This window comes from Diaphorobacter sp. LR2014-1 (genome assembly GCF_002916785.1).
Classification (GTDB): Bacteria; Pseudomonadota; Gammaproteobacteria; order Burkholderiales; family Burkholderiaceae_C; genus Diaphorobacter; species Diaphorobacter nitroreducens.
Genome location: NZ_MTBE01000015.1, coordinates 46,183 through 63,152, shown reverse-complemented (window position 1 = coordinate 63,152; position 16,970 = coordinate 46,183). Strand labels below are relative to the sequence as shown.

Genomic DNA, 16,970 nt, shown 5'->3' with positions numbered 1-16,970 from the left:
ATTGGAGATAGATCAAGTCAAAACCTAGGGGTCTCCCCTGTAATGCGCGCATGGACATCGCGCACTTCGACATACCGCGCTACCTTGCGGCGCTGCCCCTGTTCCAGGAAATGGCACCCCAGGAACTGGAACGCCTGGGCACGGGCTGCCGGCTACGCCGCTATGCGCGCGGCGACATGGTGTTCAGCGTTGGCATGCCCTGCGAGGAATTCCACGTCACCGTGATGGGGCAGGTGAAGCTGTTTGCACTGTCGCCAGCGGGGCAGGAGAAGGTGATCGAGCTTGCCGGCCCCGGCATCAGCTTCGCCGAGGCGCTGATGTTTACTGATCGTCCCTATATCGTGAACGCCCAGGCCCTGACCGATACCCTGCTGCTCTCTGTAGGCAAGGCGGCCGTGGTGCGCGAGATCGAGAACGAGCCGCGCTTTGCCATGCGCATGCTCGCCGGCATCTCGCGCCGCCTGCACGGCCTGGTGCATGACGTGCAGACCTATACGCTGCACAACGGCGCGCAGCGCGTGATCGGCTACCTGCTGCACGCCCTGCCCGAGGACGCGCCTCATCCCCCTACCGCGCCTGTGCCTCCGCAATGCCCGGCCCGCGCGGCACTGCAGTCCGTTGCTCCCGCGCCGCCAGCCAGCGCGCGCAGCATCTCGCTGCCGGTGAGCAAGGCCACCATCGCTTCGCGGCTGTCGATCACGCCCGAGTATTTCTCTCGCGTACTGCACGACCTGGAGGCCGCCGGCCTGATCCACATCGATAAGCGCGACATCCACATCCCGGATACGGCGCGCCTGGCGAAATACCCGATGTAACCAGGCTCCGGGCCTGACAGGCTGCGCCTAGACGGCCAGCACGCCCGCCGCGCGCAACAGGCGCGCCGTCTCATACATGGGCAGGCCCATGATGCCGGAGTAACTGCCCGACAGGTGCTCCACATAGGCGGCGGCGCGCCCCTGGATCGCATAGGCGCCCGCCTTGCCCAGCGGCTCGCCCGTCGCCACGTAGTCCTCGATCTGCGCCCGCGACATGGGCGCAAAGCGCACGCGCGAGACTGACAGCGCCGTGAGGCGTCGGGGACCCACCTGCAGCGCGACGGCCGTCAATACGCGGTGTTCATGCCCCGCCAACTCCCCCAACATACGCACCGCGTCGTGCGCATCCTCGGGCTTGCCGTAGATGGTGCGGCCCAGGGCCACGGTGGTGTCGGAGCACAGAATGGGCGCTGGCGACAGCCCGCGCCGCGCATGGCGCGCCACGGCAGCGTCCAGCTTCAGCCCCGTCACCCGCTCGACATAGGTCGTGGGCGCCTCACCAGGCAGCACGGCTTCGATGGCCTCGGCATCCTCGGCCTCGTCCCCCGCCGCGTTGGGCAACAGCAGCTCATGGCGCACCCCCAACTGCTCCAGCAACTGGCGGCGCCGCGGGCTCTGGGAGGCCAGGTAGATGAAGCGGTGTTCTTGAGTCAAATGGGCCTCCAGCGCCCGACCAGCAAGCGCGAGCAGCTATCAAATCTAAAGTTATTCGCGATGGTACGGGTGCCCGGCATTCACCGACCACGCACGGTAAAGCTGCTCGATAAGCAACACGCGCACCATGGCATGCGGCAGCGTCAGGTCAGACAGGCGGATGCGCTCGTGCGCCGCCTGGCGGAAGGCCGGGTCTAGGCCGTCGGGGCCGCCGATGACCAGGGCCACGTCGTCCCCCCCGAGCTGCCAGTCCTTCAGCCGCTGGGCCAGGGCCTTGGTGGTGAGGCCCGTGCCCCGCTCGTCCAGCACCACCACACGCGTGCCACGCGGGATGGCCGCTTCGATACGCTCGCGCTCGGCAGCATAGAGCGTCTCCAGCGTCTTGGAGCCGCGCGGCTCGGTCTTGACGGCTTTGAGCTCGACCTTCAGCTCGGGCGGGAATCGCTTGGCATAGTCGTCATAGGCCGTCTGCGCCCAGTCGGGAACCCGCTGGCCCACGGCCACGATCAGCAGCTTCATGGGTCAGCGCAAGGCTCAGGCCTTCTTGCGTGCGGGGGCCTTCTTCGCAACAGCCTTACCGGTGGATTTGGCGACCGGCTTGCGTGCCGTGGTGGTAGCGGCGGCCTTGGCGGGTGCCTTCTTGGCCACAGGCTTGTTCACCACGACGGTCTTCACCGCGTTCTTGATGGCTGGCTTCTTCGCCGCCACGGGCTTTGCCGTGGTCTTCTTCGCTGCGGGTTTGGATGCGGCCTTGACCGGTGCCTTCTGTGCCTTGCCAGCGGGCTTGGATGCGGGCTTCACTGCGGATTTCGCTGCCGGTTTGGCCGCCGCGGGAGCTGCCGCCTTGGCCGGCTTCTGGCCAGCTGCGGACTTCGTGGCGGGCTTGGCTGCGGCCTTCTTGGCGGCCGGCTTGCGCGCGGGTGCCTCGTCGTCGCCTTCCGAGGCCATGATCTTGCGTGGCTTGGCAGCGCCCAGCTTCAGGCGCACAGGCTTCTCGCCCCAGATCTCCTCCAGCCGGTAGTACTGGCGGATGGCGGGCTGCATGACATGCACCACGGCCTGGCCGCAGTCCACGATGATCCATTCTCCGTTGTCCTCGCCCTCGCTGCGCGGCTTGGGGAACCCGGCCTTGCGCACGGCGTCGCGCACGCTGGCGGCCAGCGCCTTGGTCTGGCGGTTGGAGCTGCCGGTGGCGACGACCACGCGCTCGAACAGCGGCGAGAGATGCTCGGTGTTGAAGACCTGGATGTCTTGCGCCTTGACGTCTTCCAGGCCATCGACGATGGCGCGCTGGAGCTTGGTGACGTCTTTCTTGGCGGCGGTTTCCGATTTGCTGGAAGTGGTCATCAGGTGGTCTTCAGTGAAGGAATGGAATCAATATAGCCTGCAAGCACCGCCACGGCCAAGGGGGGCGCGGAGCGGTTGTCAGGGCATGTTTCAGATATCAAAAACGGGTCTGGCGCTTGATGGTCAAGCGCAGGCAGCTATTGAAATTATAGTTACCCGCGCTCACACACTCAGATCCAGTCGCGGCGCTGAAGAAAGCGCTCGGTCAACAGCGCCTCGGGCGAGCCCGGCTGCGGCTCGCGCTGGTAGGACCAGGCCGCCAGCGGCGGCATGGACAGCAGGATGGATTCCGTGCGCCCGCCCGACTGCAGGCCGAAGTGCGTGCCGCGGTCCCACACCAGGTTGAACTCCACATAGCGGCCACGCCGGTAGAGCTGGAACTCGCGTTCGCGCTCGCCATGGTCCATGTGCATGCGCCGCTGCACGATGGGCAGGTAGGCGCCCAGGAAGGCATCGCCCACGCTCTGTGTCATGGCCAGGCTCTGCTCGAAGCCCAGCTCCGCGAAGTCGTCAAAGAAGATGCCGCCCACGCCGCGCTGCTCATTGCGGTGTTTAAGGTAGAAGTACTCGTCGCACCAGGTCTTGAAGCGCGGGTACAGGCCTTCGCCGAAGGGTGCGAGCGCATCGCGGCAGGCACGGTGAAAGTGCACCGCATCCTCGTCGAAACCGTAGTACGGCGTGAGGTCCATGCCGCCGCCGAACCAGCAGATGGGACCCTGGCCTGCCTGACCTGCCGCACCTGTGCCAGCCGCACCTGTGCCAGCCGCACCTGTGCCGGCTGCGATCATGCGCACGTTCATGTGCACCGTGGGCACATAGGGGTTGCGCGGGTGGAACACCAGCGACACGCCCATGGCCTCGAACGGCGCACCCGCCAACTCCGGCCGGTGCTGCGTGGCCGAGGGCGGCAGGCGCGGCCCGCTCACATGCGAGAAGCCGCAGCCCGCGCGCTCGAACACGCGCCCACCTTCCAGGATGCGCGTGATGCCGTCGCCCTGCAGTGCAGAGCCGCTTTCGCGCCGCCAGGCATCGGACCGAAAGCGCGCCCCGCCCTGGCTTTGCGGCCCCTCGATGTCCTCCAGCGCGCTGGTGATGCGCGCCTGCAGGCCCTCCAGATAGCCGCGCACGCGGGCCACGGTGTCCGCCGTGTTGAAGGTGGGTTTTTGTGTGGTCATCCGTTGGCCTTCACCGCGCGGTGGCCAATGTCGTGGCGGTACTGCGCGCCGTCGAAGTGAATGCCGCGCGCCACGTCATACACACGCTGCTGTGCCTGCTTGACGCTGTCGGCCAGCGCCGTCACGCACAGCACGCGCCCGCCACTGGTACGCACCACGCCATCCACGAGCTGTGTGCCGGCGTGGAAGACCATGGCGTCGTCCGCGTCCTGCGGCAGGCCGGTGATGGCATCGCCCTTGCGCGGGTTCTCGGGATAGCCCTGGGCAGCCATCACCACGCCCAGCGCCGTGCGGCGATCCCACTGCAGTTCCACCTGGTCGAGCTTGCCGTCCACGGCCGCCCCCAGCACCTCCACCAGGTCGCTTTTGAGGCGCATGAGGATGGGCTGTGTCTCGGGGTCACCCATGCGGCAGTTGAACTCCAGCGTTTTGGGATGGCCCGTCGCGTCGATCATCAGGCCGGCATACAGAAAGCCCGTGTAGGGGATGCCGTCTTTTTCCATGCCACGGATGGTGGGCAGGATCACCTCGCGCATGGCGCGCGCATGCACGTCGGCCGTGACCACCGGCGCAGGCGAATACGCGCCCATGCCACCGGTGTTGGGGCCTTGGTCGCCATCCTTCAGGCGCTTGTGGTCCTGGCTGGTGGCCAGCGCCAGAACGTTCTTGCCGTCGCACAGCACGATGAACGAGGCTTCCTCACCTTCGAGGAATTGCTCGATCACCACGCGGGCGCCGCCTTCGTTGTGGGCAACGCCGTACTTGTTGTCCACCAGCATGAAGTCCACGGCGTCGTGGGCCTCCTGCAGCGTCATGGCTACCACTACGCCCTTGCCCGCCGCCAGGCCGTCGGCCTTGATGACGATGGGTGCGCCCAGACGGTTCACGTAGGCATGCGCGGCCTGCGGATCGGTGAAGGTCTCGTACTCGGCCGTGGGGATGCCGTGGCGCTTCATGAAAGCCTTGGAGAAGGCCTTGGAGCTTTCCAGTTGCGCGGCAGCCTGCGTGGGGCCGAAGATGCGCAGGCCGTGGGTACGGAACTCGTCCACCACGCCAGCGGCCAGCGGTGCCTCGGGGCCGACCACGGTGAGCGCGATCTTCTGCGCCTGCGCCCACTCGCGCAGGGCCGTCACGTCGCTGATGGGCACGTTCTCATACTTTGGCGACAGCGCCGTGCCGCCGTTGCCGGGCGCCACGTACACCTTGGAGGTCTTGGGGGACTGGCTCAGCTTCCAGGCCAGTGCGTGTTCCCGGCCGCCGCCGCCAATGACTAGGATTTTCATAGGGTGTCGGTGCTCAAGTTCCTAGAGCTCTGCGTTGTGGTAGACCTCTTGCACATCGTCGAGGTCTTCGATCATGTCCAGGAGCTTTTGCATGCGCGCGACATCGTCGCCCTCCAGGGCGATGGTGTTCTCGGGGCGCATGGTGACCTCGGCCACCTCCGGCTGAAGGCCCGCAGCCCCCAGCGCATCGCGCACCGCCTCGAAATCGCCGGGCGCGGTCAGCACCTCGATGGCACCCTCATCATCGGTGATCACGTCCTCGGCGCCCGCCTCCAGGGCCACTTCCATGACCTTGTCCTCGCTGGTGCCGGGGGCGAAGATGATCTGGCCCACGTTCTTGAACTGAAAGGCCACGGAGCCTTCCGTGCCCATGTTGCCGCCGTACTTGCTGAAGGCGTGGCGTACTTCGGCCACGGTGCGTACGCGGTTGTCGGTCATGGTGTCCACGATGATCGCGGCGCCGCCGATGCCGTAGCCCTCGTAGCGGATTTCCTCGTAACTCACGCCTTCCAGCGTGCCCGAGGCCTTGTCGATGTTGTACTTGATGCGGTCGGCCGGCATGTTGGCGGCCTTGGCCTTGTCGATGGCCAGGCGCAGACGCGGGTTGGCCGAGGGGTCGCCGCCACCCGTGCGCGCCGCGACGGTGATTTCACGAATGATGCGGGTCCAGATCTTTCCGCGCTTTTCATCCTGGCGCCCCTTGCGGTGCTGGATGTTGGCCCATTTACTGTGTCCTGCCACTGCAGCGTCCTTTGATTGATTTAATCTTGCGGCCGCGATTTTACTTTTGACTCACCCCATCACTACCGCCATGTCCGAACCTCTCCTGATTGCACAGCGTGATTCCACGCAATGCCACCTGCTGCCGGGCCTGGCCAACCGGCACGGCCTGATCACCGGCGCCACCGGCACCGGCAAGACCGTGACGCTGCAGACGCTGGCCGAGCAGTTCTCGCGCATCGGCGTGCCGGTGTTCATGGCCGACGTGAAGGGCGATCTCACCGGCATCAGCCAAAAGGGCACCATTGGCGAGAAGCTGGGCAAGACGCTGGCCGACCGCGGCTTGGCCGCGCCCGAGCCCACGGCCTGCCCCACCACGCTGTGGGATGTGTTCGGCACGCAGGGCCACCCCGTGCGCGCCACCATCTCGGACATGGGGCCGCTCTTGCTGGGGCGCATGCTGAACCTGAACGAAACCCAGCTGGGCGTGCTGAACCTGGTGTTCAAGATCGCGGACGACAACGGCCTGCTGCTGCTGGACCTGAAGGACCTGCGCGCCATGCTCACCTACGTGGGCGACAACGCCAAGGAGTTCACCACCGAGTACGGCAACATCTCCACGGCCAGCGTGGGCGCCATCCAGCGCGGGCTGCTGCAGATCGAGACGCAGGGCGGCGACCAGTTCTTTGGCGAGCCCATGCTCAACATCCAGGACTTCATGCAGACCGTGGACGGGCGCGGCGTGGTCAACATCCTGGCGGCCGACAAGCTCATGAATTCCCCGCGCCTGTACGCCACGTTCCTCCTGTGGATGCTGTCGGAGCTGTTCGAACAGCTGCCCGAAATCGGCGACCCGGAAAAGCCCAAGCTGGTGTTCTTCTTCGATGAGGCCCACCTGCTGTTCAACGAAGCGCCCAAGGTGCTTGTGGAACGCATCGAACTGGTGGTGCGCCTGGTGCGCTCCAAGGGGGTCGGCGTGTATTTCGTCACCCAGAACCCGCTGGACATCCCCGACAGCGTGCTGGCCCAACTGGGCAACCGCGTGCAGCACGCGCTGCGCGCCTTCACCCCGCGCGACCAGAAGGCCGTGAAGGCCACGGCCACCACCATGCGCCCCAAGGCGGGCCTGGACATCGAGGCCGCCATCACCGAGCTGGCCGTGGGCGAGGCGCTGGTGAGCTTCCTCGACGCCAAGGGCCGCCCCAGCGAGACCGAGCGCGTGTACGTGCTGCCGCCCGGCAGCCAGATCGGCCCCATCACCGACGTGCAACGCCGCGCACTCATCGGCGGATCGCTCGTCGCGGGCACCTACGAGCAGGCGGTGGACCGCGAATCTGCCTACGAGAAGCTGCGCGGCCGCGCCGAGCAGGCTGCCAGCAATGCCCCCAGTGCCCCCGGCAACGGCACGGCGCAGGGCGACAGCGGCCTCATGGGCGGCCTGAACGACGTGCTGTTCGGCAGCACCGGGCCGCGCGGCGGCAAGCGCGACGGCCTGGTGCAGACCATGGCCAAGTCGGCCGTACGCACCATGGGCACCAGCCTGGGCAAGGAAATACTGCGCGGCGTGCTGGGCGGCATCTTCGGCGGCAGGAAGCGCTGAGGCGTTCCAAGCCAAATTCAGCTCCAGCGCCCGTCTATCAAGCGCTAACAGCTATTATTTAAGGAGCATCCGATGATCGACCTGTACTACTGGACCACGCCCAACGGCCACAAGATCACCCTCTTCCTGGAGGAAAGCGGCCTGCCCTACCGCGTGCACCCGGTGAACATCGGCCGGGGCGAGCAGTTCGCGCCGGACTTCCTGCGCATCGCGCCTAACAACCGCATCCCCGCCATCGTGGACCAGGCGCCCGCGGATGGCGGCGCGCCGCTGTCGGTGTTCGAGTCCGGCGCCATCCTGCTGTACCTGGCCGACAAGACCGGCCGGTTCATCCCGCAGGACCTGCGCGGACGCAACGAGGCGCTGCAATGGCTGTTCTGGCAAATGGGCGGCCTGGGGCCCATGGCCGGGCAGAACCACCACTTCACGCAATACGCGCCCGAGCCGGTGCCCTACGCCATCGACCGCTACGTGAAGGAAACCGCGCGCCTGTACGGTGTGCTGGACAAGCACCTGGCCGACGGGCGCGACTACATCGCAGGGGACTATTCCATTGCCGACATGGCCTGCTACCCCTGGATCGTGCCGCACGAAAGGCAGCGCCAGGACCTGGCGGATTTCCCGCACCTGAGGGCCTGGTTCGAGCGCATCCAGGCACGGCCCGCCACCGGCCGCGCCTACGCGCTGGCACAGACCATCAACACCGCACCCACGGTGGACGAGGCGGCCAAGAAGATCCTCTTCGGCCAGGACGCCGGCACCGTGCGCCGCTAACCAAGCACCGAGGCGCCCATGAAAAAAGCCGCTGTTCAGCGGCTTTTTCGTGGGTGGACGGGGGCCTTGGCGGCACGGTGCATGGCGTGCATCAGTCCACGAGCCCCACGAACACGTTCTGCACGTCGTCGTTGTTCTCGATGCCCGCCAGGAAGGCCTGCACTTCCTCCTGCGCCTCGGGCGAAAGGTTGGCCATGCTCACCGGGTTCTTGGCCTTGTAGCCCAGCTTGACCGACAGCACCTTGAAGCCGAACCCGGGCAAGGCCTTGGCCACCGCATCCAGGTCCGAGGGGTCGGTCAGGAACAGGGTCTGGCCCTCTTCCTCGCCGGGCTCGAAGTCCTGGGCACCGGCCTCGATGGCGGCCAGCTCCGCGTCGGCGCCGGCTTGCTCGGGCTCGCCCTCGATCATGCCCACGTGGTCGAAGTCCCAGGCCACGGCGCTCATCTGCCCCTTGCGAAAGCACACGCGCATCTCGGGCGCCGTGCGGTTCACGTTGTCGGTCAGGCACTCCACCATCACCGGCACCTGGTGCGGGGCAAAGCCCTCGTAGATCACGCGCTCGTAGTTCACCGCGTCGCCCCCCACGCCCGAACCCTTCTTGATGGCACGCTCCAGCGTGTCCTTGGGCATGGACGCCTTGCGCGCCGCCTCGATGGCCAGGCGCAGGCGCGAATTGCCGGCCGGGTCGGCCCCCGCGCGCGCGGCGACGATGATTTCCTTGACCAGCTTCCCAAAAAGCCTGCCCTTGGCATCGGCGACCAGCGCCTTGCCCTTTGCCTTCCATTGCGCGCCCATGGCTGCGATTCCTTTGCTTGGAGCCAACAAAAAATGCGGCCTGCGCCGCAGCGGCAAAGTGTATACCTCGCCGCCAGACGAGCTGGACCGCGACAGACGAGCGCCTGCCGGTGGCGCCGCGCGAGATGGCGCTTCTTTGCTATGCATCAAATAGCTGCCTGCGCTTGCCCTACAAGCGCTGCAGGCCGATTTCGCTCTGCACCCGATGACCGCCGCACCGTCGCGCAAGCGACGCCCCGGCCCGCCGGCCACTCCTACAGTCGCGCCATGAACACCCTCACCTGCTTCACCCTCACCGTCACCGACCACGTGGCCCACTTGGTGCTGAACCGCCCCGAGGCCATGAACACCATGCACCCGCAGTTCTGGCGCGAGCTGGACACCGTGCTGGCCAACCTGCACCGCGGCGGCGAGGCGCGCGCGCTGGTCATCAGCAGCACGGGCAAGCACTTCAGCGCGGGTATGGCGCTGGAGACCTTCGGCGGCGCGATCACGCTGGACGACCGCAGCCCCGAGGGGCGCGCCGCCGTGTTCGACCAGCTGACGGACATGCAGGCCACCTTCACGCGCATCGAAGAGCTGCGCATCCCCGTGATCGCGGCCATCCACGGCGGCTGCATCGGTGGCGCGCTGGACATGGTGGCGGCCGCCTGCATCCGCTATGCCACGCGCGATGCCTTCTTCTGCATCCAGGAGATCAACATCGGCATGGTGGCCGACGTGGGCAGCCTGCAGCGCCTGCCCAAGCTCATGCCGCTGGGCCTGCTGAACGAGCTGGCCTACACCGGCCGCCGCCTGCCGGCCGAGCGCGCGCTGGAATGCGGACTGGTCACGCAGCTGTTCGACTCGCACGAAACGCTGGTGGCCGGCGCCCTGGCCTGCGCGAACGAGATTGCCACCAAGCCGCCGGTGGCCGTCTGGGGCACCAAGCAGGCCGTGCGCTATGCGCGCGACCACGGCGTGCACGACAGCCTGCGCCAGATGGGCTGGCTGCAAGGCGCCATCTGGAGCAACCGCCATGTGGGCGAGGCCGTCTCCGCCATGCAGGCCAAGCGCGCGGGCGACTTCCCGGCGCTGGCGCCGCTCAAGCGCTTCAGCGAACTCGGCTGACGCACGCGCCGCGCGGCCCCGGTTTCAAAGTTGATAGCTGGGCGCGCTTGCTGCAAGGGCGTTGCAGGCCAATCGAGGCATATACCGCCGGGTGTCGGGCTATGATGCGGCAACCCGCCTGCGGCGCGGCACCGCGCCGCGTTTCCATTCGCCAGCGTTCGCCCACAGCCATGCACCTGCCGCGCCCTCCGCTGCCCACCTATGACGACGTTGCCGAAGCGGCCCATCGCCTCAAGGGCATGGCACACCGCACGCCGGTGCTGAGTTCCAGCACGTTGGATGCGCTGCTCGGCGCGCAGGTGTTCTTCAAGTGCGAGAACCTGCAGCGCATGGGCGCGTTCAAGTTCCGCGGCGCGTTCAACGCACTGGTGCAGTTCAGCGACGCGCAGCGCCAGCGCGGCGTGATCGCGTTCTCGTCGGGCAACCATGCGCAGGCCATCGCGCTGTCGGCGCGGCTGCTGGAGATTCCCGCAGTCATCGTCATGCCGGAGGATGCGCCGCTTGCAAAGATAGCCGCCACGCGCGGCTACGGCGCCGAGGTGGTCACCTACAACCGCTTCACCGAAGACCGCGAGGCCATCAGCCGCCGCCTGGCCACCGAGCGCGGCATGACGCTGATTCCGCCCTTCGACCACGCCCACGTGATCGCCGGCCAGGGCACGGTAGCCAAGGAGCTGTTCGAGGACGTGCCGCACCTGGACTACCTGTTCGTGCCGCTGGGCGGCGGCGGCCTGCTGTCGGGCTGCCTGCTGGCAGCGCGCGAACTGGCGCCGCAGTGCAAGGTGGTCGGCGTGGAGCCCGAGACCGGCAACGACGGACAGCAGTCCCTCAACGCAGGCCACGTGGTGCGCATCGACACACCGCAGACGATTGCCGACGGTGCACAGACGCAGGCACTGGGCGCGCTCACCTTCCCCCTCATCCACGCCGGCGTTTCTGACATCGTGACCGCCACCGATGCGCAGCTCATGAGCGCGATGCACTTCTTTGCCGAACGCATGAAGATCGTGGTCGAGCCCACGGGCGCGCTGGGACTGGCGGGCGCGTGCCATGGCGGCGTGCGGCTGCGGGGCAAGCGCGTGGGCGTCGTCATCAGCGGCGGCAACGTGGACATGACCCGCTACGCACAGCTGCTGACCGCGGCGTCGGCAGATTGACCTGAGGCGGATGGGCCGCTGGCCGGCGGTGCGTCGGCGCTGCCCGCGCGCAGGGGCTTGGCGCCAGAGTGCAAAATTCCGGTCTCGATCTTTTTTTCTACCCCAATAAGAGGCACCAGCCCATGAGCAACGTCCACGTCATCGACCACCCCCTGGTACAGCACAAGCTGACCCTGATGCGCAAGAAGGACGCCAGCACCAACAGCTTCCGCCGCCTGCTGGGCGAGCTGTCCACCCTGATGGCTTACGAAGTCACGCGCGACATGCCGCTGCAGGACATCCAGATCGAAACCCCCCTGGAGACCATGACCGGCAAGGTCATCGACGGCAAGAAGCTCGTGCTCGTGTCCATCCTGCGCGCGGGCAACGGCTTCCTGGACGGCATGCTCAACGTGGTGCCGGGCGCGCGCATCGGCCACATCGGCCTGTACCGCGACCCGGACACGCTGCAGCCGGTCGAGTATTACTTCAAGATGCCCTCCGAGATGGCCGAGCGCGACATCATCATCGTGGACCCGATGCTCGCCACCGGCAACTCCGCCGCCGCGGCCGTCGCGCGCCTCAAGCAACTGCAGCCGCGCTCGATCAAGTTCGTGTGCCTGCTGGCTGCACCCGAGGGCGTGGCCACGCTGCAAAAGGCCCACCCCGACGTGCCCATCTACACCGCCGCTATCGACCGCGAGCTCAACGACCACGGCTATATCCTGCCCGGCCTCGGCGATGCGGGTGACCGCATCTTCGGCACCAAGTAACGCGCTGGCGACAGGGCCTGCCCCGGCCCTGGCCGCGCCGGTCGCTCCTACTTCAGACCATTTCGGACGATTTCGGACAACGTCGGCTACTGCGGCACCACCTGACCCACCGTGGCCGATGGCGCGGACTGGCCCGCGGGTAGCGCCGGGCCGCCCGCGGCCTGCGCGTCGCGCCAGCCGGCCATGAGGTCATTGGCCATGGCCTGCAGCAACCGCTTTTCCCGCTCATCGAATGCGCGCGGCGCGGTGTCCATCAGGCACAGCGTACCCAGCGCATGGCCCGCCGCGTCGCGCAGCGGAACGCCCGCGTAAAAGCGCAGACCCTGCTCGCGCAGCGCCGGATTGCCGGCAAAGCGCGCATCCCGCGCAATGTCGAGCACCACCAGCGACCGCTGCCGCGCCACCACATGCCCGCACAGCGACAGGCCGCGCGGCAGGCCCTGGCCCGCCGAGCAGGCCTGCCCCCCGCCGGCCGACAACGGGCCGTGCGCACACAGCGTGACCTGCCGCTCGCGATCCACCAGCGACACCATCGCCAACGGTACGTCGAAGATGTCGGCCGCGCGCTGGGCCGTGTGCTGGCACAGCTGCTGCAGCGCGGGGCTGTCCAGCACGCCGCTGGCCTGCAGGGCGCGCAGGCGCGCCTCGTCGTGCGCGGGAATGGGCGCGGGGGTGTAGGCGCCTTCCACGCTGGCGCCCTGCAGCTGCGCCACCTGGGCCAGGGTTTCCTCCAGCGACAGCGCCAGCGCGTCGGCGCCCAGTTGGGCACTCAGCTCGTCCTGCGGCTGGGACTGCACCCCACCCCACAGCGCCAGCACGATGTGCACATGCGGCCAGCGGCGCTTGAGCCTGCGGCACAGGTGCCGCGCGGCGGCGGTGGGCTCGGGCGCGAGCCACACCACGCAGACCACGCGCACGGCGTCCAGGTCCAGGCCATCCAGATGTTCGGCGCTCATGGCGCCCTCCACGCGCGCCAGCGCCGGGCAATGCTGCAGCGACAGCGCATGCGCCAGCATGCGCGCCGCGAACAGATCCACCTCCCACTTGCCGCCCAGGCACACCACCGGCTCTTGCGCAGCGGCGTCGGGCACCGGGTACTGCTCCTCCAGCTCGTCCAGCAGCGCGTCCATGCCTTCGACCAGGCGCAGGCGGTGCTCGGGCGTGGCCACCTGCGCATGGTCGCCCACGGCCATGCGCAGCACGGGCACGCCCACCTGGCCGTAGAAAGCGGGCACGGCGCCCTTCAGGGCCTCGATGCGGGTGGTGCTCAACTCGATGGCCTCCGCCGCGTCGCCCGCCAGCAGGCGCTGGTAGATGCGCGTGGGCTCGTCCAGCACCGGCCGGCTGCCCAGCAGCACCTCCAGGAAGGCCAACTGCGGCAGGTAGCGGCCGATCACGAGCAGGCACACAGTGAGCGGCGTGGACATGATGAGTCCCACCGGCCCCCACAGCGCCGCCCAGAAGGTGGCCGCCACGATGAGCGACAGCGCCGACAGCCCGGTGCTGGACCCATACAGCCAGGGCTCGATGACGTTGTTGCTCACCAGTTCCAGCAGCACGATGAGGCCGAGCGTCCACAGCACCAGATCCCAGCCCGGGTCCACCGCGAAAGCGAGGGTGAGCGGAAACGCCGCGGCGATGAACGGCCCCAGGTAGGGCACGAAGCGCATCACCGCGGCCAGCGACCCCCACAGCACGGCACCGGGCACGCCGATGAGCCACAGGCCCGCCGCCATGGGAATGCCGTAGGTCACGTTCACCAGCAGTTGCATGGTCAGGTAGCGCGTGATGCGGTCGCCCGCCTCGTCCATGGCATCGGTGGCGCGGTGCAGATTGCCCCCCCACAGGCGCAGCAGGCGGTCGCGCAGGTCTACACGGTCCAGCAGGATGAAGATCACGAACACCAGCACCAGGCCCGCCTGGGTGAGCGGCCCACTGACCGCCGAGAGCGCGGCCATGAGCTGGTTGGCGGGCGACAGCACGGGCGGCTGCACCTGCACCTTTTGCACGGTCGGCGCGCGCGCGACACCCGACAAGGCGGGAGCGGCCGCCTCCACCTCGCGCTGCACGATGTCGAAGGTGCGCTTGGCGCCGTCGAACATGCCGGGCGCGCGCAACTGCTGGCGCAGGCTGCGCAGCTTCTTGCGGATGGTGTTCTGGTAGGAGGGCAGCTGCGCGCTCAGCTCGCGCGCCTCGTTACCCACGAACAGCGCCCCCACGCCCAGCACCATCAGCATGGCCATCACCACCGCGATGACCGAGGGCAGGCGCGGCAGGCCCATGCGCTTGAGCTGCGCCACCAGCGGCTCCAGCACGAAGCTCAGCAGGAACGCCAATGCCAGCGGCACCAGCAGCGTACGGCCGAAATACAGGCCCGCGACCACCAGCGCCGCGATCACCAGGCCGATCATGAACCGCAGGCTGGGCACCGTGGCGTCCATGGCCGTGGCGGTGTGCACGGTGCGCTGCGGCGGATAGCCCGAAGCGGTGGCGCCGCGCGCCGCCCCCATATCCCTGGCCGGCCTGGAATCGGTCGGATCCTGCGGCCCGCTGTTGCCCATGGCGTTGTCCCCTTGCATCGCTTCTCGAAGTCGTGTCCGGCGCGTATTGTCCGCTGCGCGGCCCCGCGGCCCTGTAGGCGGCAGCCGCCACAGACTGCACGCGGGCGGGCGACTGACAGCGCACGCCGTGCACCGCGCCGCCCGCAAAGCGCTCCACCCTACCCGTCAATGACCTAAAATAGCCCAAGCGCGCTTGTAGCAAGCGCGAGCAGCTATCAAAATAAAAGCACCTCTGCCGCACCGCCCCGTCGGCACGCACCTACCGTTCCACCCCTCAACAAAGCCCCCGCGCCGCCGCCTTGACCGCCACCGCCACTCCCCTGATTGCCGCCGGCACCCTGCTGGGCGGCATCGGCCTGTTCCTGCTGGGCATGACCATGCTGACCGACGGGCTCAAGCTGGCGGCCGGGCGCGCGCTGGAGCGCATCCTGGCCGCCTGGACGCGCACGCCGCTGCACGGGCTGGTGACCGGAGTGGCACTCACGGCGCTGGTGCAATCGTCCACCGCCATGACGGTGGCGGCCATCGGTTTCGTCAATGCGGGGTTGCTGGGCTTCAGCTCCGCGCTGTGGGTGGTGTTCGGCTCCAATCTGGGTTCATCGGTCACCGGTTGGCTCGTGGCGTGGCTAGGCTTTGCGGTGAAGGCCGATGCCTTCGCCCTTCCGTTCATCGGCATCGGCATGGCGCTGCAAATCACCGGCAGCGGCACGCGGCGCGGGGCGCTGGGCCAGGCGGTGGCGGGGTTCGGCGTGCTGTTCCTGGGTATCGAACTGCTGCGCCAGGGCTTCACCGGGCTGGGTCCGCAGGCGCTGCCACCGCTGTCCAGCGACCTGCAGGGCCTGGCGCTGGCAGTGCTCATCGGCCTGGGCATGACGGTGGTGCTGCAGGCCTCGTCGGCCACGCTGGCGGTGGTGCTCACGGCCGTGGCGGGCGGCTCGCTGGCGGTGGAAGTGGGCGCGGGCGTGATCATCGGCGCCAACGTGGGCACCACGCTCACGGGCATCCTGGCCGCCATCCACGCCACGTCCAACGCGCGGCGCCTGGCGGCGGCACACGTGCTGTTCAACGTGGTGACGGCCGCGGCGGCCCTGGCGCTGCTGTCGCCCCTGCTCGCGGCCATCCACCACCTGGGCGTATGGCTCACGGGCGAGGGAGACGCAGTGACGCAGTTGGTGATCTTCCACACCGCGTTCAACCTGCTGGGCGTTCTGCTCATGTGGCCGCTGTCGGGGCCGCTCGCGCGCTTTCTGCTGGCACGCTTTCGCTCGGCGGACGAAGACGTGGCCCGTGCGCAGTTCCTGGACCACAACGTGGCCGCCGTGCCCGCGCTGGCCCTGCAGGCGCTGCGCCGCGAGATGGCGCGCGTAGGCCACCTGGCACTGCAGCTGGCGTCGGATGCCACCCGCATGGCGCCCGTCGCCCTGCCCTGGCAACCGGCCGGCGCACAGGCCGCGAGCCAGCTCACGCGCCAGTTGCAGGCGCTGGAGCAGCTGCAGCAGCAGGTGGGCGCGTTTGTGAGCGACGTGAGCCGCCAGCCGCTATCGCGCGACGTGGCCGACCAGATGCCCGAGCTGCTGCGCATTGCGGGCTACTACGACACGCTGGCGCGTGTCATGCACCAGGTGGGCCAGCAGGCGCTGCGCGTCACACACCCCGCAACGGTGTCGCCCACCACGCCCGAAGGCCACCCCCTGGCCGCACTGCCCCTGGCCTTCACCGCGGCGCTGGATTTCTTTGCTGCCGCTGATCCCAAGGCCCACGACCTGGACCAGGTGAACACCGCACACGCCGTGTTCGACGCGGCGTACGAAGCCGCCAAGGCCGCCGTGCTGCGCGCGGGTGCCCAGGGCTTGCTGGAAGTGACGGCCGCGCACGAGTGGACGGGCCTGCTGGGCGACCTGCGCCGCGCCGTGGAACAGGCCCACAAGGCCGCGCAGCATCTGGCGGCCCTGCCGCGTCTCAAACCCACCCCGCCCGCCAACGGCCCCACAGGCGGCACACCCGGCGCCGAGTGATCCGCGGGAGTAGATCAGGCAAAAAGTGCCTGAAACACCCTTGCATACTGCGCTGGAAGCTATATAAAGCATAGCAATCTGAGCACATCCGTACGGCTGCACTCCCAACGGGTGTTCCGTCATGGGCCGACGCACTGTTGCGTTATGGCACACGGCTGCGCCGCTGCGGCACAGCCGCGGCACGTCCCACCGCCCCCTTCCCTCTGTCGCC

At 68.1% G+C, this 16,970-nt stretch carries 15 protein-coding genes; 7 read left to right on the top strand and 8 right to left on the bottom strand.

Annotation, left to right across the window (positions count from 1 at the left end; all coding sequences use genetic code 11):
- Positions 1-50: 50 nt before the first annotated feature.
- Positions 51-815: a Crp/Fnr family transcriptional regulator gene (locus tag BV908_RS12085; RefSeq protein WP_103738264.1), complete on the top strand. Its 765-nt coding sequence runs from the start codon at positions 51-53 to the stop codon at positions 813-815.
- Positions 816-842: 27 nt separating this feature from the next.
- Here BV908_RS12085 and BV908_RS12080 read toward each other — a convergent pair whose 3' ends face one another.
- From BV908_RS12080 to BV908_RS12055, 6 genes are all read right to left on the bottom strand, one after another.
- Entirely contained in the window at positions 843-1,469 is a 627-nt protein-coding gene (locus BV908_RS12080) for a Maf family protein (RefSeq protein WP_103738263.1), read from the bottom strand.
- Between the two features lie 51 nt (positions 1,470-1,520).
- Entirely contained in the window at positions 1,521-1,988 is a 468-nt protein-coding gene (rlmH, locus tag BV908_RS12075) for a 23S rRNA (pseudouridine(1915)-N(3))-methyltransferase RlmH (RefSeq protein WP_011805153.1), read from the bottom strand.
- A gap of 15 nt (positions 1,989-2,003) precedes the next feature.
- Entirely contained in the window at positions 2,004-2,816 is an 813-nt protein-coding gene (gene rsfS, locus BV908_RS12070) for a ribosome silencing factor (protein WP_103738262.1), read from the bottom strand.
- A 170-nt stretch (positions 2,817-2,986) separates the two neighbouring features.
- Positions 2,987-3,991, bottom strand: a complete 1,005-nt coding sequence (gene hemF / locus BV908_RS12065) for an oxygen-dependent coproporphyrinogen oxidase (protein ID WP_047351206.1) — start codon at positions 3,989-3,991, stop codon at positions 2,987-2,989.
- Positions 3,988-5,274 (bottom strand): phosphoribosylamine--glycine ligase, encoded by a 1,287-nt coding sequence (gene purD / locus BV908_RS12060; protein WP_015913248.1) that lies wholly within the window; start codon positions 5,272-5,274, stop codon positions 3,988-3,990. The genes hemF and purD overlap by 4 nt, the downstream gene beginning before the upstream one ends.
- 21 nt (positions 5,275-5,295) lie before the next feature.
- Positions 5,296-6,015 (bottom strand): YebC/PmpR family DNA-binding transcriptional regulator, encoded by a 720-nt coding sequence (locus BV908_RS12055; protein ID WP_011805149.1) that lies wholly within the window; start codon positions 6,013-6,015, stop codon positions 5,296-5,298.
- 70 nt (positions 6,016-6,085) lie between these two features.
- Between BV908_RS12055 and BV908_RS12050 the strand changes: the two genes are divergently transcribed.
- Together BV908_RS12050 and BV908_RS12045 are read left to right on the top strand one after the other, a co-directional pair.
- Positions 6,086-7,594 (top strand): helicase HerA-like C-terminal domain-containing protein, encoded by a 1,509-nt coding sequence (locus BV908_RS12050; RefSeq protein WP_103738261.1) that lies wholly within the window; start codon positions 6,086-6,088, stop codon positions 7,592-7,594.
- A gap of 72 nt (positions 7,595-7,666) precedes the next feature.
- On the top strand, positions 7,667-8,368 hold the full coding sequence (locus BV908_RS12045) for a glutathione binding-like protein (protein ID WP_088886844.1): 702 nt from the start codon (positions 7,667-7,669) through the stop codon (positions 8,366-8,368).
- A gap of 91 nt (positions 8,369-8,459) precedes the next feature.
- On the opposite strand, the gene BV908_RS12040 is transcribed toward BV908_RS12045, so the two are convergent.
- Positions 8,460-9,164 (bottom strand): YebC/PmpR family DNA-binding transcriptional regulator, encoded by a 705-nt coding sequence (locus tag BV908_RS12040; protein ID WP_103738260.1) that lies wholly within the window; start codon positions 9,162-9,164, stop codon positions 8,460-8,462.
- Positions 9,165-9,431: 267 nt separating this feature from the next.
- Between BV908_RS12040 and BV908_RS12035 the strand changes: the two genes are divergently transcribed.
- The 3 genes from BV908_RS12035 (at position 9,432) to upp (ending at position 12,183) form a co-directional block, all read left to right on the top strand.
- On the top strand, positions 9,432-10,274 hold the full coding sequence (locus BV908_RS12035; RefSeq protein ID WP_103738259.1) for an enoyl-CoA hydratase-related protein: 843 nt from the start codon (positions 9,432-9,434) through the stop codon (positions 10,272-10,274).
- 170 nt (positions 10,275-10,444) lie between these two features.
- The gene (locus tag BV908_RS12030; RefSeq protein WP_088886845.1) at positions 10,445-11,431 is read left to right on the top strand and encodes a threo-3-hydroxy-L-aspartate ammonia-lyase; all 987 of its coding nucleotides are present in this window, start codon (positions 10,445-10,447) and stop codon (positions 11,429-11,431) included.
- Positions 11,432-11,553: 122 nt separating this feature from the next.
- Complete coding sequence (gene upp, locus BV908_RS12025; RefSeq protein ID WP_103738258.1) at positions 11,554-12,183, top strand: uracil phosphoribosyltransferase; 630 nt, start codon at positions 11,554-11,556, stop codon at positions 12,181-12,183.
- Between the two features lie 86 nt (positions 12,184-12,269).
- On the opposite strand, the gene BV908_RS22910 is transcribed toward upp, so the two are convergent.
- Positions 12,270-14,762 carry an AI-2E family transporter gene (locus BV908_RS22910; protein WP_210434022.1) on the bottom strand — a complete coding sequence of 831 codons (2,493 nt, stop codon included), beginning with the start codon at positions 14,760-14,762 and terminating at the stop codon, positions 12,270-12,272.
- A gap of 281 nt (positions 14,763-15,043) precedes the next feature.
- On the opposite strand from BV908_RS22910, the gene BV908_RS12015 reads away from it, so the two are divergent.
- Positions 15,044-16,759: a Na/Pi symporter gene (locus BV908_RS12015; RefSeq protein ID WP_103738257.1), complete on the top strand. Its 1,716-nt coding sequence runs from the start codon at positions 15,044-15,046 to the stop codon at positions 16,757-16,759.
- The last annotated feature ends 211 nt before the right edge of the window (positions 16,760-16,970 follow it).

What these genes read in the sequence shown, in the direction of transcription:
- BV908_RS12045 (WP_088886844.1), top strand. Translation starts at nt 7,667, where the DNA reads ATGATCGACCTGTACTACTGGACCACGCCCAACGGCCACAAGATCACC.
- BV908_RS22910 (WP_210434022.1), bottom strand. Translation starts at nt 14,762, where the DNA reads ATGCAAGGGGACAACGCCATGGGCAACAGCGGGCCGCAGGATCCGACC.
- BV908_RS12085 (WP_103738264.1), top strand. Translation starts at nt 51, where the DNA reads ATGGACATCGCGCACTTCGACATACCGCGCTACCTTGCGGCGCTGCCC.
- rlmH (WP_011805153.1), bottom strand. Translation starts at nt 1,988, where the DNA reads ATGAAGCTGCTGATCGTGGCCGTGGGCCAGCGGGTTCCCGACTGGGCG.
- rsfS (WP_103738262.1), bottom strand. Translation starts at nt 2,816, where the DNA reads ATGACCACTTCCAGCAAATCGGAAACCGCCGCCAAGAAAGACGTCACC.
- BV908_RS12050 (WP_103738261.1), top strand. Translation starts at nt 6,086, where the DNA reads ATGTCCGAACCTCTCCTGATTGCACAGCGTGATTCCACGCAATGCCAC.
- hemF (WP_047351206.1), bottom strand. Translation starts at nt 3,991, where the DNA reads ATGACCACACAAAAACCCACCTTCAACACGGCGGACACCGTGGCCCGC.
- BV908_RS12030 (WP_088886845.1), top strand. Translation starts at nt 10,445, where the DNA reads ATGCACCTGCCGCGCCCTCCGCTGCCCACCTATGACGACGTTGCCGAA.
- purD (WP_015913248.1), bottom strand. Translation starts at nt 5,274, where the DNA reads ATGAAAATCCTAGTCATTGGCGGCGGCGGCCGGGAACACGCACTGGCC.
- upp (WP_103738258.1), top strand. Translation starts at nt 11,554, where the DNA reads ATGAGCAACGTCCACGTCATCGACCACCCCCTGGTACAGCACAAGCTG.
- BV908_RS12035 (WP_103738259.1), top strand. Translation starts at nt 9,432, where the DNA reads ATGAACACCCTCACCTGCTTCACCCTCACCGTCACCGACCACGTGGCC.
- BV908_RS12040 (WP_103738260.1), bottom strand. Translation starts at nt 9,164, where the DNA reads ATGGGCGCGCAATGGAAGGCAAAGGGCAAGGCGCTGGTCGCCGATGCC.